Genomic DNA, 16517 nt, shown 5'->3' on the forward strand with positions numbered 1-16517 from the left:
TGTTACGCCTCGCGCACGTTAAAACCCAGCTCTTTTGAGATAGCCTCTGCCGTTTCGCGCAGCGGCTTGAGCAAGTTCTTCTCACCCACCTGCTTCATGCGCGACGTCGACAGCGAGATAGAGATCGCATACGGGACACGGCCGTGGATATCAAACACCGGCACGGCAATACAGGAAACGCCCAGCTCGTTCTCTTCTTTGTCCATCGCCATGCTGCGATCGCGAATTTCCGCCAGCTCATCATACATCGCGCTCAGCTCAGTGATGGTGTTGCGCGTCAAAGGTTGGATCTGTTCCTGATGGCTTTCCCAGTAGCTCGCCACGTAATCCTGATGGCCAAACGCCATGTAGATCTTGCCCATTGCGGAGCAGTAGAGCGGCATATGCTGGCCGATATAGGCGCGCGTGCGCAGCATACCGGTTGTCGGTTCGAGCTTGTAAATCAGGATCGCGTGGTCGTCTTCCCGGCTGGAGAAATTCACCGTCTCGCCGGTGGCAATGTTCAGCGCTTCGAGGTGCGGAGCGGCCACGTGAATGATATTCAGCGACGACAGCGCCTTTTGCCCGACGGCGATAAATTTGGTGGTCAGACGATAGCTGCCCGCTGCGGGTGCCGGGGTCACGTACCCGCACGACTGTAGCCCCTGCAGCAAGCGGTGCACGGTGCTCTTATTCAGCCCCGCCAGTTCCGATAAATGCGCAAGTGGACACCCGTTCGGATAGTTGCTGAGGATCTCAATCAGCATCAGGCCGCGAAACAAGCTCTGGCTGCCTGCTGGCCTCTCTTTCTCTTGCGTCATTTCGCTCTCTTTCATGCTCATTACATGGCTCCTGTTTAGCGCGTCCTGATGGTAGCGCAAAGTGTGGGTCAGTTCACGATCTCAACAGAAAAAACACAACCAGTTGATTTTAATCGATTTTGAAAAACATGAATGTCGTTGATCTGACAAAATTTGATCGCTATATTTGAAATCAGATTTCGCATAGTGAAATTTAGCGATAAAAAAGCACTCGCACTTGCCCTTAAAAGAACAGGAGAACAGGGATGAAAGTGACCTTCGAAAAGTTGAAAGCGGCGTTTAATCGGGTTCTGCTCGATCGCGGCGTGAAAGCGGAAACCGCAGACGCCTGCGCCGACATGTTCGCTCGCACCACGGAGTCCGGCGTCTATTCGCATGGTGTGAACCGCTTCCCGCGCTTTATTCAGCAGCTTGATGCAGGCGATATCATTCCCGACGCCCAGCCCAAACGGGTGATGACATTAGGCGCCATCGAACAGTGGGATGCCCAGCGCTCCATTGGCAACCTGACGGCGAAAAAGATGATGGATCGCGCCACCGAGCTGGCGTCCGATCACGGCATTGGTCTGGTGGCACTGCGTAACGCGAACCACTGGATGCGCGGCGGCAGCTACGGCTGGCAGGCGGCGGAGAAGGGCTATATCGGCATTTGCTGGACCAACTCGATTGCCGTGATGCCCGCGTGGGGATCAAAAGAGTGCTGTATCGGCACCAACCCGCTGATCGTGGCTATTCCCTCTAACCCGATCACCATGGTCGACATGTCGATGTCAATGTTCTCCTACGGCATGCTGGAGGTGAATCGCCTGGCCGGGCGCGAGCTGCCGGTCGACGGTGGCTTTGACGACGAAGGTAACCTCACCCGAGAGCCGGGCGTGATCGAGAAAAACCGCCGTATTCTGCCGATGGGCTACTGGAAAGGGTCCGGCTTATCCATCGTGCTCGACATGATCGCCACCCTGCTCTCCAACGGATCTTCCGTCGCGGAAGTGACCCAGGACAACAGCGACGAGTATGGCGTGTCGCAGATCTTTATCGCCATTGAGGTGGATCGCCTGATCGACGGCCCAACCCGCGATGCCAAACTGCAGCGCATTATGGACTTCATCACCACCGCGCAGCGGTCAGATGAAAACGTTGCCGTCCGCCTTCCGGGGCATGAATTCACGCGCCTGCTGGAAGAGAACCGCCGCGACGGCATCACCATCGACGACAGCGTGTGGGCGAAAATCCAGTCTCTGTAAGGAGTGGGCCATGATATTCGGACATATTTCTCAGCCAAATCCGTGCCGCCTGCCGCGGGCGATTGAAAAAGCGTTAGATTTTCTGCGTACCACGGATTTCAGCATGCTAAAGCCGGGTGTGGTTGAAATTGAGGGACGCAACATCTTTGCCCAGGTGCTGGATCTCACCACCCGGGAACAGCACGAGAACCGCCCGGAAGTGCACCGCCGCTATCTGGATATTCAGTTTTTAGCATGGGGTGAAGAAAAAATCGGTATTGCCATTGATACCGGTAATAACGAAATAAGCGAATCATTGCTGGAACAGCGGGATATTATTTTTTATCACGGCAGCGAAAATGAATCCTTTATCGAAATGACACCCGGCAGCTATGCCATATTTTTCCCGCAGGATGTGCATCGTCCTGCCTGTATTAAGAACAAGGAAGCCGCAATTCGTAAAATTGTGGTGAAAGTGGCCGTCAGCGAATTAGATTAATTTACTGATAAATACAGGAACGCAAAATGTCCAACACCAGTTTTATTATTGGTGCGTACCCCTGCGCACCCTCGTTTCACCAGAAAGGAGAACAAGAAGAACAAACCTTCTGGCGGGAACTTTCCGACACACCCAACATTCGCGGGCTGGAACAACCCTGCCTTGAGCATCTCCATCCTTATGGGGATGAATGGCTGTTCAGCCATACGCCGGGTGAATGGCAAATCGTGGTGACCGCCGTGATGGAAACCATGCGCCGCCGCGGCACAAACGGTGCGTTTGGCCTGGCCTCCGCCGATGAAGATCAGCGTAAAGCCAGCGTCGAATTTTACCGCCATCTGCATCAGAAGATTGCTGCCGTTCACGCCCGTTTTCCCGGGAAAGTCATTGCCCTGGAGATGCAGGCAGCCCCGCAGGCGGGTAATGCTTCCGTCGAGCAGGCAACCGAGGCGTTTTCACGCTCGATCCGGGAAATCGCGAGCTGGGACTGGGACTGCGATCTGGTGCTGGAACACTGCGATGCCATGACTGGCCCCGCACCACGTAAAGGCTTCCTGCCCTTAGCGCAGGTGCTAGAGGTGGTGAAAGAGACGGATATCAGCGTCTGCATCAACTGGGCGCGTTCGGCCATCGAAGGCCGTAACACCACCCTTCCGCTTGATCATGTTCAGGCCGCGCTCAATGCCGGGAAACTGGGTGCATTGATGTTTTCGGGCACGACCACCCACGGGGAGTACGGAGAATGGCAGGATCTGCACGCGCCGTTTTCCTCATTCTGTGCCGACAGTTTGATGACAACTGAACACGCAAAATCACTCTTTACTGCGGCGAGCGCCGCAACGTTGAAATTCTCCGGTATTAAATTACTGGAAATAAATGCTAATGCTGATGTCAGCCATCGCATCGCCATTTTACGCGACGGTATTAGCGCAATGAATAAAGCAACGCAATAACAATAAGAAAAGTTTATTCCGGTTACCTACTGAGAGATTAACTATGAATATTTCTACTCATGCTCTACATGCGGACATTCCGCGCCAGCGCTGGCTAAGAATCATTCCTCCTATTCTTATCGCCTGTATTATTTCATATATGGACCGCGTGAATATCGCGTTTGCAATGCCGGGAGGTATGGACGAAGAATTAGGTATTACCGCCACCATGGCAGGCCTCGCGGGCGGTATATTCTTTATCGGCTATCTGTTCCTGCAGGTACCCGGCGGCAAGATTGCGGTGCACGGTAGCGGCAAGAAATTTATCGGCTGGTCGCTGGTCGCCTGGGCGGTGATCTCGGTGCTCACGGGTCTCGTGACGAATCAGTACCAGCTGCTGGTGCTGCGCTTCTTACTCGGCGTGGCGGAAGGCGGGATGCTACCCGTTGTGCTCACCATGATCAGCAACTGGTTCCCGGACGCCGAGCGCGGTCGCGCCAACGCGATTGTGATCATGTTCGTGCCCATCGCCGGGATCATCACCGCCCCGCTGTCGGGCTGGATCATCACCGCGCTCGACTGGCGCTGGCTGTTCATCATTGAAGGTTTAATGTCCGTCGTTGTGCTGGTGCTGTGGGCGTTCACCGTGTACGACCGGCCGCAGGAAGCCCGCTGGATTTCAGAGGCGGAGAAAAACTATCTGGTGCAAACGCTGGCGGCGGAGCAGCAGGCCATCGCTGGCAAAGAGGTGAAAAACGCGTCGCTCGGCGCAGTGCTGTCCGACAAAACCATGTGGCAACTGATCGCCCTGAACTTCTTCTATCAGACCGGGATTTATGGCTACACGCTCTGGCTGCCGACCATCCTGAAAGAGCTGACGCACACCAGCATCGGTCAGGTGGGCATGCTCGCCATCCTGCCTTACATCGGGGCCATTGCGGGCATGTTCCTGTTCTCCACGCTCTCTGACCGCACCGGCAAGCGCAAGCTGTTTGTCTCCCTGCCGTTGATTGGCTTCGCGCTCTGCATGTTCCTCTCCGTGGCGCTGAAAGAGAGTACCTGGCTGGCCTATGCCGCACTGGTGGGCTGCGGGTTCTTCCTGCAATCCGCCGCGGGCGTGTTCTGGACCATTCCGGCGCGACTGTTCAGCGCAGAGATGGCGGGCGGCGCGCGAGGCGTGATCAACGCCCTGGGCAACCTCGGTGGCTTCTGTGGCCCGTATGCGGTTGGGGTGCTTATCACCCTGTACAGCAAAGATGCGGGCGTCTACTGCCTGGCCGTTTCACTCGCCCTGGCGTCGCTGCTGGCTCTGCTGTTACCGGCGAAATGCGATGCCGGCGCAGAGCCTAATCCCACGGTGACTCCGCATAAACGTGCGGCCTGATGCCCTCACCCCAGCCCTCTCCCACAGGGAGAGGGAGAAAACCGAACCGTAGGCCGGGTAAGCGAAGCGTCGCCCGGCGAATAAGTGAGATGAAGATGAGTGAAAAAGAGCCCTTCTGGCTGGGTATCGATTGTGGCGGTACTTATCTGAAAGCCGGTTTATACAACAGCCAGGGCAAGGAAGTCTGTATCGAACGTCGCTCCGTTGCCACGCTCAGCCCGCGAGCGGGCTACGCCGAGCGGGATATGCATGAGTTGTGGCAGCACTGCCATGCAACCGTCACCGCGTTGCTCAAACATTCAGGCGTAAACGGCAACCAGATTAAAGGCGTCGGCATTTCTGCTCAAGGCAAGGGACTGTTTCTGCTCGATAAACAGGACCAACCGCTGGGTAACGCCATACTCTCCTCCGATCGCCGTGCGCTGGAGATTGTGCAGCGCTGGCAGCAGGATGGCATTCCCGAAAAACTCTACCCGCATACGCGCCAGACGCTGTGGACCGGGCACCCGGCCTCGCTTCTGCGCTGGGTCAAAGAGAATGAGCCGCAGCGCTATCAGCAGATTGGTAGCGTAATGATGGCGCACGACTATCTGCGCTGGTGCCTGACCGGCGTGAAGGGCTGTGAAGAGAGCAACATCTCCGAGTCCAATCTCTACAACATGAATACCGGGAAATACGACCCACAGCTTACGCGCTGGCTCGGTATCAGCGAGATTGACGGCGCCCTGCCGCCGATTGTCGGTTCAGCAGAAATCTGCGGGGAAATCACCGCTCAGGCAGCCGCCCTTACCGGTCTCGCGGCGGGCACGCCCGTCGTGGGTGGACTGTTTGATGTGGTTTCCACCGCGCTCTGCGCCGGACTGCAGGACGAGCACACGCTGAACGCCGTGCTGGGCACCTGGGCCGTCACCAGCGGGATCGCCAGTGCGCTTCGCGACAACGAACCCTTCCCGTACGTCTATGGCCGCTACGTGCACCCGCAGCAGTATATCGTTCACGAAGCCAGCCCCACCTCGTCCGGCAACCTTGAGTGGCTCACCGCACAGTGGGGCGACATGTCGTTTAGCGAGATCAACCACGCCGTCGCCAGCCTGCCGAAAGCCGAAAGCGATGTGTACTTCCTGCCGTTCCTCTACGGCAGCAACGCCGGGCTGGAGATGACCAGCGGCTTCTACGGGATGCAGGCGCTACACACCCGCGCGCACCTGCTACAGGCGGTTTATGAGGGCGTGGTGTTCTGCCACATGACCCACCTCAACCGCATGCTTGAGCGCTTTACTCAGGTGCAGGCGCTGCGCGTGACGGGTGGCCCAACCCATTCGGACGTGTGGATGCAAATGCTCGCGGACGTCAGCGGGCTGGCGATTGAGCTGCCGCAGGTGGAAGAGACAGGGTGTTCTGGCGCGGCGCTGGCGGCGATGGTGGGTACCGGTGTGTTCACCGACTTCCACTCAGCGCAGCGCGCACTCAAACATGACATCCGGGTCATCGAGCCCGACATGCGCGCCCATGCGGCCTATCAGCGCAAGTATCACCGCTATCAGCTACTGATTTCAGCACTACAGGGCTATCACGCCCGAGTCAAGGAGAACAACCTATGAGCCGACCATTACTGCAGCTGGCGCTCGACCATACCTCTCTTCAGGCCGCGCAGCGTGATGCCGCGACGCTTGCCGATCACGTCGATATCGTCGAAGCGGGCACCATTTTGTGCCTGACCGAAGGACTGAACGCCGTGCGCGCCCTGCGTCAGCAGTGCCCGGATAAAATCATCGTTGCGGACTGGAAAGTGGCCGACGCCGGAGAAACGCTGGCAGAGCAGGCGTTTGGCGCGGGTGCGAACTGGATGACCATCATCTGCGCCGCCCCGCTGGCAACTGTTGAACGAGGCCACGAGGTGGCCCTGCGCCGCGGCGGTGAAATCCAGATGGAGCTCTTTGGCAACTGGACGCTGGACGATGCGCGCGCGTGGCATCGCGTCGGCGTGAAGCAGGCAATCTATCACCGCGGGCGCGACGCACAGGCGAGCGGTCAGCAGTGGGGTGAAGCGGATCTCGCGAAAATGAAAGCGCTCTCCGACATCGGTTTACAACTTTCGATTACCGGCGGTATCACCCCCGCCGACCTGCCGCTGTTTAAGCAGATCAACGTTAAAGCCTTTATTGCCGGGCGCGCGCTGGCAGGCGCCGTCAATCCGCCGCAGGTGGCGCAGGCATTTCATTCGCACATTCGCGACATTTGGGGAGCGTAACCATGCGTCAGCATCCGTTAGGAATTTACGAAAAAGCGCTGCCAAAAGATCTCTCCTGGCCCGAGCGGCTGGTACTGGCGAAAAGCTGCGGGTTCGATTTTGTCGAGATGTCTGTCGATGAAACCGACGAGCGATTATCGCGCCTCGACTGGAGCACCACGCAGCGTGCCTCTCTGGTTGAAGCGATGCTGGAAACCGGGGTGTCTATCCCGTCCATGTGCTTGTCTGCCCACCGTCGCTTCCCGTTTGGTAGCCGCGATGAAACCGTGCGCGAACGCGCCCGTGAGATCATGACCAAGGCCATCAGGCTGGCGCGTGACTTAGGCATTCGCACCATCCAGCTTGCGGGTTATGACGTGTACTACGAAGAGCACGACGAAGGCACGCAGCAGCGCTTTGCCGACGGGCTGGCGTGGGCGGTAGAGCAGGCCGCCGCCGCGCAGGTGATGCTGGCGGTGGAAATCATGGATACCGCGTTTATGAACTCCATCAGCAAATGGAAAAAGTGGGACGACATGCTCGCCTCACCGTGGTTCAGCGTTTATCCGGACGTTGGCAACCTGAGCGCGTGGGGCAACGACGTCACCGCCGAGCTGACGCTGGGCATTGACCGCATTGCGGCTATTCACCTGAAAGACACCCAGCCCGTCACCGCGCAAAGCCCCGGAAAGTTCCGCGACGTGCCGTTTGGCGAAGGCTGCGTCGATTTCGTTGGCGTCTTTAACACGCTGAATCAACTGAACTATCGCGGCGCGTTTCTGATTGAAATGTGGACCGAAAAAGCAAAAGAGCCGGTGCTGGAGATTATCCAGGCGCGCCGCTGGATTGAAGCCCGTATGCAGGAAGGAGGCATGACATGCTAGAACAACTCAAAGCCGAGGTACTGGCAGCAAACCTGGCGCTGCCCGCCCACCAGCTGGTGACGTTCACCTGGGGCAACGTCAGCGCGATTGACCGTGAAAGCGGCATGATGGTGATTAAGCCCTCCGGCGTGGAATACGACGTGATGACGGCGGAGGATATGGTGGTGGTGAATATCGCTACCGGCGAAGTGGTCGAGGGAAATAAAAAACCCTCTTCAGACACGCCCACCCATCTTGCGCTGTACCGCCGTTACCCGGAGATTGGCGGCATCGTGCATACTCATTCGCGACATGCCACTATCTGGTCCCAGGCAGGACAGGATTTACCCGCCTGGGGCACAACGCACGCGGACTATTTCTACGGGGCGATCCCCTGCACGCGCCTGATGACCGCGGCAGAGATTGCCGGAGAATACGAATACCAGACGGGTGAAGTGATCATTAAAACCTTCGAGGAGCGCGATCTCAGCCCGATGCAGGTCCCGGCGGTGCTGGTCCACTCCCACGGCCCGTTTGCCTGGGGTAAAGACGCTGCCGATGCGGTCCACAATGCCGTCGTGCTGGAAGAGTGCGCCTATATGGGCCTGTTCTCTCGCCAGCTCGCGCCACAGCTTCCGGTTATGCAGCAGGAGTTGCTCGACAAGCATTATCTGCGCAAGCACGGGGTGAATGCCTATTACGGGCAGTGATCATCCGGAATTGATATGCTCTTTACAGTACCGCCGTTTCCAGACGGCGGGTGTTAGCCCGGTGTGCTTCGAAAAGATCTGCCGAAAATAGCCCACGTCATTAAAGCCGCAGCGGGTTGCCACTTCGGTAAGCGAGGCAGAACCATCCAGCAACAGCTTTTCCGCCGCCCTGACGCGCTGGCGATGTATCGCCTCCGTCAGGGTTAAATGGAACGTCCGGCGAAACACACGTCCGAGATAATCGGCATTGCAGTGCAACGCTTTTGCCAGCTGCGAGGTAGAAAGCGGTAAATGAAACTGCGTGCGAATAAGCTGTTTCGCCTTCCACGCCATTGCCGCACCGGCTTCATCTGCGTTATCTTCATAGCCTGATGAAATAGAAATTTGCTGCAAAATCAGTAATAAAATGATTTCCAGCGCCACGCTTCGCTGTAATTTCTCCTGCTCGCTCAGGAACTGGCGAAAAAGAGAAATTACATACTGTGCATCCCTCACGCGGCAGTGTTGTTCGATTGCCAGATTGGGCAACCGGTGCGGATGATGCTCAACCTCAAAATGCAGCCAGTAAAATTTAAGATCGGCCGGAAAGTCGCCCACGCCCACATGGCGACGGTCTGGCCAAAGCAGCAAACTCTCTCCTGCTTTTACCTCAAATAACGTGTTTTCTTCCTGAATCGTTAATGTCCCTTTTTCGACAAAAATAATCTCCCACGACGTTAATTTTCGCGCAGGGTGGCGGCCTACGCCCCGGGAGATAAATAACCCGCCATTTTGGACCTTAATCGGAAGCGCTATGGATAATTCAAGCATGGATATTCACCATTCCGCTTTTATTGCCGTTGATATTCAACTTACGCTTTGATTATTAATCAATATTCGAATAACTGTCCGATCGGAATCACATTTTTATCATCAGGTCGGAATCGTCATCTTTTTATACTTTTCCCTTCCCTTGTTGGCCTTTCCGTTCGGTGCAGAATAAATGCGTACCTTGCACAAATACGATAATAAATTCGATTACCGAGGAGTTACTTCATGACTTCCACACCGATTACAGAATCAGACGTGACACAAGGGGCAACAGAGGGCCGCTTGTCCGTGCGCGAAAAAATTGGCTACGGCCTGGGCGACGCGGGCGGGACGGTGATTACCTGCCTGATCATGAATTTTCTGACCTTTTTCTATACTGATGTCTTTGGCCTGACCCCTGCGCTTGTTGGCACGCTGTTTATTGCCCTACGTGTATTTGACGCCATTTCCGATCCGGTAATGGGCATTATTGCCGACCGCACGCAAAGCCGATGGGGTCGCTTTCGTCCGTGGCAGCTGTGGGTCGCCTTCCCGATCGGCATTATCGGCGTGCTGACCTTCACCGTTCCGGAAGCCAGCATGGGCGTGAAAATCGCCTGGGCATTCGGGACCTATCTGCTGTTGTCCGTCGGCTATACCGCCATCAACGTTCCCTACTGTGCGCTGATTAACACCATGACCACTCGCCACAACGAGGTGATCTCCTGCCAGTCCTGGCGCTTCGTGCTGTGCGGCGTGGCGGGCTTTTTGGTCTCCGTGGGCCTGCCGTGGCTGGTCGCGGAGTTGGGCCAGGGAGATGCCGCGAAAGGTTATCAGCTTGGCGTCGGCGTCCTGTGCGCCATCGCCGTGGTGATGTTCCTGAGCTGCTTCTTCTGGGTACGCGAGCGCGTCCCGCTGGCGCTGATGGGTAAATTCACCCTGCGCGAGCATCTGGCCGGTCTGCGTAAAAACGATCAGCTGCTGCTGATGCTGGTGATGTCGTTCCTGCTGATCAACGTTTTCAACATTCGCGGCGGCGGGTATATGTACTTCATCACATACGTGCTGCAGGGCAGCACCGCCTATACCTCGCTGTTTTTCACCATGGTGACTTTTGCCGCCATTCTGGGGGCGGTCATCGTCAGCCCGCTGTCGCGCCGTATTGATACCGTCAAACTCTACTACTACACCAACCTGGTGCTCGCCGCGCTTGCAGTGGGTATGTGGTTCCTGCCTGGCGGCCCGGCGCACCAGACGCTGTGGCTAATCGTCGTTTTAAGCAACGGCGTCATTCTCGGATTTACCCTGCCGCTGCACTTCTCGCTGATGGCCTTTGCCGACGACTATGGCGAGTGGAAAACCGGGGTGCGTTCGTCGGGCATGAACTTCGCCTTCAACCTGTTTTTCATCAAGCTCGCGTGGGCCTCCAGCGCCGGGATCATCAGCCTGGTGTTTATCGCCGTGGCCTACCAGCCCGGTGCGGGCAACCAGACGCCTGCTTCGCTGCAGGGCATCACCGCCATGGAGACGCTGCTCCCCGCCCTTTTCCATCTGCTGCTGGCCGTCTCTATCCGCTGGTGCAGACTCAACAACCCTATGATGTCGCGCATTGCTACCGACCTGCGCCAGCGTCACGTACCCTCCTGAGGAGAACACGATGTCCATAATGGAAGCCGATCTGCATAAACTGAAAATTAACGACCCGTTTCTCGGGCAGTATCAACGTCTGGTACGTGAGGTGGTGATCCCCTACCAGTGGGATGCGCTAAACGACCGCGTGACGGAAGCCGAACCCAGCCACGCCATCACCAACTTCCGCATTGCGGCGGGTCTGGAGCAGGGTGCATTCTACGGCATGGTATTTCAGGACAGCGACGTGGCGAAATGGCTGGAAGCCGTGGCGTGGTCGCTGTGCCAGAAACCGGATGCTGAACTGGAAAAAACCGCCGACGAGGTGATTGAGTTGGTTGCAGCGGCGCAGTGTGAAGACGGTTATCTCAATACGTACTTCACGGTAAAGGCGCCGGGCGAACGCTGGACGAATCTGGCCGAGTGTCACGAGCTGTACTGTGCCGGACATATGATAGAAGCGGGCGTAGCGTATTTTCAGGGCACCGGAAAACGCCGTCTGCTGGAGGTGGTGTGCAGGCTGGCAGACCATATCGACGGCGTGTTTGGCCCCGGCGAGAACCAGCTACACGGTTATCCGGGCCATCCGGAAATCGAGCTGGCGCTGATGCGGCTTTACGACATCACGCAGGAGCCTCGCTATCTCACTCTGGTGAAATATTTCATCGAGCAACGCGGCGTTCAGCCTCACTTCTACGATCTCGAATACGAGAAGCGCGGCAGAACGTCGTACTGGAATACCTATGGCCCGGCCTGGATGGTCAAAGACAAAGCCTACAGCCAGGCGCATCAGCCGCTTTCGGAACAACAAACGGCCACTGGACACGCGGTGCGTTTTGTCTATCTGATGGCGGGCATGGCGCATCTGGCGCGCCTGAGCCATGACGAGGGTAAACGGCAGGACTGTCTGCGGCTGTGGAAAAATATGGCGCAGCGCCAGCTGTATATTACCGGCGGGATTGGGTCGCAAAGCAGCGGCGAGGCATTCAGCAGCGATTACGATCTGCCCAACGATACGGTGTACGCCGAAAGCTGTGCCTCCATCGGCCTGATGATGTTTGCCCGCCGGATGCTGGAAATGGAGGCCGACGGCCACTACGCCGACGTGATGGAGCGTGCGCTATACAACACGGTACTGGGCGGAATGGCGCTGGACGGAAAACATTTCTTCTATGTGAACCCGCTGGAAGTCCATCCGAAAACCCTGGCGTTCAACCATATCTACGATCACGTGAAACCCGTCCGCCAGCGCTGGTTTGGCTGCGCCTGCTGCCCGCCGAATATCGCCCGCGTGCTGACGTCGCTGGGGCACTACATTTATACCGTTCGCCAGGATGCGCTTTTTATTAACCTTTACGTGGGCAACGATGTCGCCATACCGGTTGGCGACGAAACCCTGGCGCTGCGAATTAGCGGTAACTATCCGTGGCATGAACAGGTAAAAATCGACATTACCTCGCCTGTTCCCGTCACGCATACGCTAGCCCTGAGGCTGCCAGACTGGTGTGCCGCGCCTGACGTTTTATTAAATGGAGAAGCGGTAACGGGCGAGATCTCCCGTGGATACCTTTATCTCACCCGCAGCTGGCAGGAGGGTGACGTCATTACGCTAACGTTACCTATGCCGGTTCGCCGTGTGTATGGCAACCCACAGGTCCGCCAGCAGGCGGGGAAAGTCGCCCTACAGCGCGGACCTCTGGTTTATTGCCTGGAAGAGGCCGATAACGGCGCCAATCTGCATCACCTTTCTCTGCCTGAAAACAGCGAGTTCAGGGTCTTTGAAGGGAAAGGGATTTTCGCGCACAAGATGCTAATACAGGCAGAGGGGATTGGGTGTCACGTGAAAGACACGGATGCGCTGTGGCAGTACGATCGCTCGCCGGTACAACGTCAGCCCCAGACGCTGACCTTTATTCCCTGGTTTAGCTGGGCTAACCGGGGAGAAGGGGAAATGAGGATCTGGGTGGATGAAGGCTGAATATTTGCGGCCTGTTGCCCTCACCCCAACCCTCTCCCACGGGAGAGGGAGTAAACAGGCTTTACCGCATCAGAAACGCCAGGTCAGGCCGGTCATCAGCGCGAAGCTGTCGTCGCGGTCGATCATCGGGCTGTTCTTCACGTCGTCAGGCAACACGGTGTAGACCGCGCTGGCGTTGAGGTACAGCTTCTGGGTTAACTGATATTTAGCCGCCAGGCCAACGTATGGCGCCCAGCTGTCACCAGCGGTGTATTGATCCAGTCCTGAGCGGCGAGACTCGCTGCCGGATACGCCATAGTAGTAGTCGTTATAGCTTTCGTCGCTGTAGAACACACCAACAGAAGGCGTCAGGGTCAGGCGCTCCATCCTGATTGGACGGAAGTAAGATACCTCGCCGATCACGCCACCGCTTTCATCCATGGCATCACCAGAGACCGCCACTTTTAGCGAACCCCAGCTCTCATGGCGGTAGTACGCGCCACCGAGGAAGGCAGACGCTTTACGCTCATCAAGCTGTTTCATCTGATGGTCGTCGTTGTCATCAGGATCGAAATGCAGTGGCATCCACGACGCGGTCAGACTGAATTCATTTTTTGCGTCTTTCCACAGGATCCATCCGCCAGTGGTCTGACGAACATAGAAACGATCGCCTTCATAGCTAATTAACGGTACTGCGGTAGTATTTTCATTATAGCCTTTGTAAGGAGACTCATTAAATACAGCCCCCGCTCCAAGTGAAAAGTCACCGGCCATTGCTGAGGATGTTGCAAATAACGTGGCAGCGATGAGTAAATTGTATTTAATAGTCATTACATGTAATCCATTAAAATGCCAAACAAGCGAGGCGCATAATAATGGTTACAAATTTGCCAATGCAACGCTGCGGTTTATATAATATTATATATAAAATCATATAGATGGGTGCGCATGATGAATAAATTACAGCTAAAGCCACGCGAATTAAAAATTATATCCGTCATCGCAGCCACCCACAGCATTGGTGATGCCGCGGCCCTGCTGGGCATGGCGCAGGCCAACGTCAGTAAATATCTGTCTGATTTTGAAACGCGGGTTGGACTGAAGGTGTTTGAGCGCACCACGCGCCAGCTGGCCCTGACCCAGTTTGGTGAAGCGTTACTCCCTTACGTTAATGCCACGCTGGATAAGAACAGTCAACTCGTTAATTTCATTGCTGATTATAAGCATGAAAAGCGCGGAAAGGTCACAATCTATGCCCCCACAGGTATCGTGACCTATCTCGCGCGCCACGTGATCCATCAGATAGAAGACATCGGTGACATTCGCATCTCCCTGAAAACCTACAATCTGGACCGGAATGAATTTTCAGAAGGCGTTTCCTTTCCTGATGACTGCGATATTTTAATTACCTATGCGCAACCGAAAGACGAAAGTCTGGTCGCCAGCGTGTTGACAAAATATTCCGTTACGGCATTCGCAACCGTAGAGTATTTAAATAAACATCCCTTAACGGGACCTGAAGATTTAATTAATCACTCCTGCATTCTTATTGATTCCATGCTGGTCGATGATGCGAACATCTGGCGTTTCCGCGTGCACGGCAGTGATAACGTGCACGACTACCGGGTGACCGGTAATTATATTTGCGACAATACGCAGACGGCCCTGGAGCTGGCAAGAAATAATCTTGGGATTGTTTTTGCACCCAAAGAGAGTCTGAAGAAAGAATTAACGCAGGGGATGCTGGTCCCCTGCTTCCCGCATCAGGAGGAGTGGTGGCTCGATCTGACAGCCATCTTCCGCAAACGTGAATACCAGCCCTGGCGTGTGCAATACGTCCTGGACGGCATTCTGAACTGCCTGCGCCAGCAAATTGCTCAGGCCGCCCATGGACGGCCTGAGCTGGGCGATTAGAACAGCCCCAGCGGTTTATCGGAGTAGCTGACCAGCAAACATTTCGTCTGCTGGTAATGCTCCAGCATCATCTTGTGGGTTTCACGCCCGATGCCCGACTGCTTATAACCGCCAAAGGCCGCGTGCGCCGGATAGGCGTGGTAGCAGTTGGTCCAGACGCGCCCGGCCTGAATGCCGCGGCCCATTTTATAGGCCAGATTACCGTTGCGGCTCCAGACGCCTGCCCCCAGGCCATACGGCGTGTCGTTGGCAATCTCCAGCGCCTCCTCCATCGTTTTAAAGGTGGTCACGGCCAGCACCGGTCCGAAAATTTCCTCCTGGAAGACGCGCATGTTGTTCTGACCGAACAGGATCGTTGGCTCAAGGTAATACCCTTCCTGCAGATCTCCTCCCAGCACTTTACGGCGTCCGCCGGTCAGAATATCCGCCCCTTCTTTCTTGCCGATGTCGATATAGTTGAGGATAGTCTCCAGCTGTCCGTGCGAGACCTGCGCGCCCATCTGCGTGACGTTATCGAGCGGATTACCGCTGCGGATAGACTCAACGCGGCGAATGGCCCGCTCCATAAAGCGCTCATAGATGGACTCCTGCACCAGCGCGCGGCTTGGGCAGGTGCAGACTTCGCCCTGGTTAAACGCAAACAGCGCAAACCCTTCCAGGGCTTTATCGAAGAAGGCATCCTCTTCCTCCATCACGTCCGCGAAGAAGATGTTCGGGGATTTCCCGCCCAGCTCCAGGGTCACCGGAATGATGTTTTGCGTAGCATACTGCATGATCTGCTGGCCCACTTCCGTCGACCCGGTAAACGCCACTTTAGCGATCCGTTTCGAGGTCGCCAGATATTCCCCTATCTCACCGCCAGCACCGTTGACCACGTTAATCACGCCCGGCGGCAGAAGATCGCCAACGATTTCCATCAGCAGCAGCACCGAGAGCGGCGTCAGACGCGCCGGTTTCAGCACAATACAGTTCCCGGCCGCCAGTGCGGGCGCCATTTTCCAGCTCGCCATCAGTAGCGGGAAGTTCCACGGAATAATTTGCCCGACGACGCCCAGCGGCTCGTGGAAGTGATACGCCACGGTGTCGCTGTCTACCTCGCTTATTCCACCCTCCTGAGCGCGAATACAGGAGGCAAAATAGCGGAAGTGGTCGATGGCCAGCGGCACGTCAGCCGCCATAGTTTCCCGGATAGGCTTGCCGTTATCCCAGGTTTCCGCCGTCGCCAGCAGCTCAAGATTCAGCTCCATCCGGTCGGCGATTTTGAACAAAATGGCCGCGCGGTCCTGAACGGAGGTATGAGCCCATTTCTCTTTCGCTTTGTGCGCCGCATCCAGCGCCAGGTCGATATCACGCTTACCGGAGCTGGCAATCTCGCACAGCGGCTGGCCGGTAACCGGGGTCAGGTTGGAATAGTATTCGCCGTCGACGGGAGCGACCCAGTCGCCGCCAATAAAGTTGTCATAACGGGGCTTCAGCTTGAGGGGAAAACCATACTCGCCGGGCTGGATACGCGATGAGGGAGGATTGTTTGTCATGACCGTCTCCTTGCTGTTGGTGTACAACAAGGGTAGTTCCGGCTGGCGATTT

General features: G+C 56.3%; 15 protein-coding genes. 11 read left to right on the top strand and 4 right to left on the bottom strand.

The window, feature by feature from the left end; all coding sequences use genetic code 11:
* Positions 1 to 2: 2 nt before the first annotated feature.
* Positions 3 to 821 carry an IclR family transcriptional regulator YiaJ gene (gene yiaJ, locus P349_RS03890; RefSeq protein WP_021242452.1) on the bottom strand — a complete coding sequence of 273 codons (819 nt, stop codon included), beginning with the start codon at positions 819 to 821 and terminating at the stop codon, positions 3 to 5.
* A gap of 224 nt (positions 822 to 1045) precedes the next feature.
* Between yiaJ and yiaK the strand changes: the two genes are divergently transcribed.
* From yiaK to araD, 8 genes are all read left to right on the top strand, one after another.
* A complete protein-coding gene (yiaK, locus tag P349_RS03885; RefSeq protein WP_032650785.1) occupies positions 1046 to 2044 on the top strand; it encodes a 3-dehydro-L-gulonate 2-dehydrogenase in 999 nt (332 codons plus the stop codon).
* Between the two features lie 10 nt (positions 2045 to 2054).
* Entirely contained in the window at positions 2055 to 2522 is a 468-nt protein-coding gene (locus P349_RS03880; RefSeq protein WP_032650784.1) for a YhcH/YjgK/YiaL family protein, read from the top strand.
* Positions 2523 to 2548: 26 nt separating this feature from the next.
* On the top strand, positions 2549 to 3475 hold the full coding sequence (locus P349_RS03875; RefSeq protein ID WP_032650783.1) for a DUF4862 family protein: 927 nt from the start codon (positions 2549 to 2551) through the stop codon (positions 3473 to 3475).
* 43 nt (positions 3476 to 3518) lie between these two features.
* Positions 3519 to 4838, top strand: a complete 1320-nt coding sequence (locus tag P349_RS03870) for an MFS transporter (RefSeq protein WP_024909052.1) — start codon at positions 3519 to 3521, stop codon at positions 4836 to 4838.
* Between the two features lie 95 nt (positions 4839 to 4933).
* Positions 4934 to 6439: an FGGY-family carbohydrate kinase gene (locus P349_RS03865; protein ID WP_032650813.1), complete on the top strand. Its 1506-nt coding sequence runs from the start codon at positions 4934 to 4936 to the stop codon at positions 6437 to 6439.
* Positions 6436 to 7089 carry a 3-keto-L-gulonate-6-phosphate decarboxylase UlaD gene (gene ulaD, locus P349_RS03860; protein ID WP_032650782.1) on the top strand — a complete coding sequence of 218 codons (654 nt, stop codon included), beginning with the start codon at positions 6436 to 6438 and terminating at the stop codon, positions 7087 to 7089. Before P349_RS03865 ends, ulaD begins: the two co-directional genes overlap by 4 nt.
* A 2-nt stretch (positions 7090 to 7091) precedes the next feature.
* On the top strand, positions 7092 to 7952 hold the full coding sequence (locus P349_RS03855; protein WP_032650781.1) for an L-ribulose-5-phosphate 3-epimerase: 861 nt from the start codon (positions 7092 to 7094) through the stop codon (positions 7950 to 7952).
* Complete coding sequence (gene araD, locus P349_RS03850) at positions 7946 to 8641, top strand: L-ribulose-5-phosphate 4-epimerase (RefSeq protein WP_032650779.1); 696 nt, start codon at positions 7946 to 7948, stop codon at positions 8639 to 8641. The genes P349_RS03855 and araD overlap by 7 nt, the downstream gene beginning before the upstream one ends.
* On the opposite strand, the gene P349_RS03845 is transcribed toward araD, so the two are convergent.
* The gene (locus P349_RS03845) at positions 8642 to 9451 is read right to left on the bottom strand and encodes an AraC family transcriptional regulator (RefSeq protein ID WP_032650777.1); all 810 of its coding nucleotides are present in this window, start codon (positions 9449 to 9451) and stop codon (positions 8642 to 8644) included. It abuts the gene before it with no gap.
* 225 nt (positions 9452 to 9676) lie between these two features.
* Here P349_RS03845 and P349_RS03840 point away from each other — a divergent pair, with 225 nt between their 5' ends.
* Positions 9677 to 11077, top strand: coding sequence for an MFS transporter (locus P349_RS03840; protein WP_032650775.1), 1401 nt, complete (start codon positions 9677 to 9679; stop codon positions 11075 to 11077).
* 10 nt (positions 11078 to 11087) lie between these two features.
* Positions 11088 to 13037: a glycoside hydrolase family 127 protein gene (locus tag P349_RS03835; RefSeq protein ID WP_032650773.1), complete on the top strand. Its 1950-nt coding sequence runs from the start codon at positions 11088 to 11090 to the stop codon at positions 13035 to 13037.
* Between the two features lie 69 nt (positions 13038 to 13106).
* Here the strand turns inward: P349_RS03835 and P349_RS03830 are convergent, their stop codons facing one another.
* Positions 13107 to 13847 carry a MipA/OmpV family protein gene (locus tag P349_RS03830; protein WP_032650771.1) on the bottom strand — a complete coding sequence of 247 codons (741 nt, stop codon included), beginning with the start codon at positions 13845 to 13847 and terminating at the stop codon, positions 13107 to 13109.
* A gap of 117 nt (positions 13848 to 13964) precedes the next feature.
* Between P349_RS03830 and P349_RS03825 the strand changes: the two genes are divergently transcribed.
* Positions 13965 to 14930: a LysR family transcriptional regulator gene (locus P349_RS03825; RefSeq protein WP_071995331.1), complete on the top strand. Its 966-nt coding sequence runs from the start codon at positions 13965 to 13967 to the stop codon at positions 14928 to 14930.
* Here the strand turns inward: P349_RS03825 and aldB are convergent.
* Positions 14927 to 16465: an aldehyde dehydrogenase AldB gene (aldB, locus tag P349_RS03820; RefSeq protein ID WP_032650767.1), complete on the bottom strand. Its 1539-nt coding sequence runs from the start codon at positions 16463 to 16465 to the stop codon at positions 14927 to 14929. The genes P349_RS03825 and aldB overlap by 4 nt on opposite strands.
* Positions 16466 to 16517: the final 52 nt, after the last annotated feature.

The sequence above is a fragment of the Enterobacter sp. DC4 genome, assembly GCF_000568095.1.
GTDB classification, from domain to species: domain Bacteria; phylum Pseudomonadota; class Gammaproteobacteria; order Enterobacterales; family Enterobacteriaceae; genus Enterobacter; species Enterobacter pseudoroggenkampii.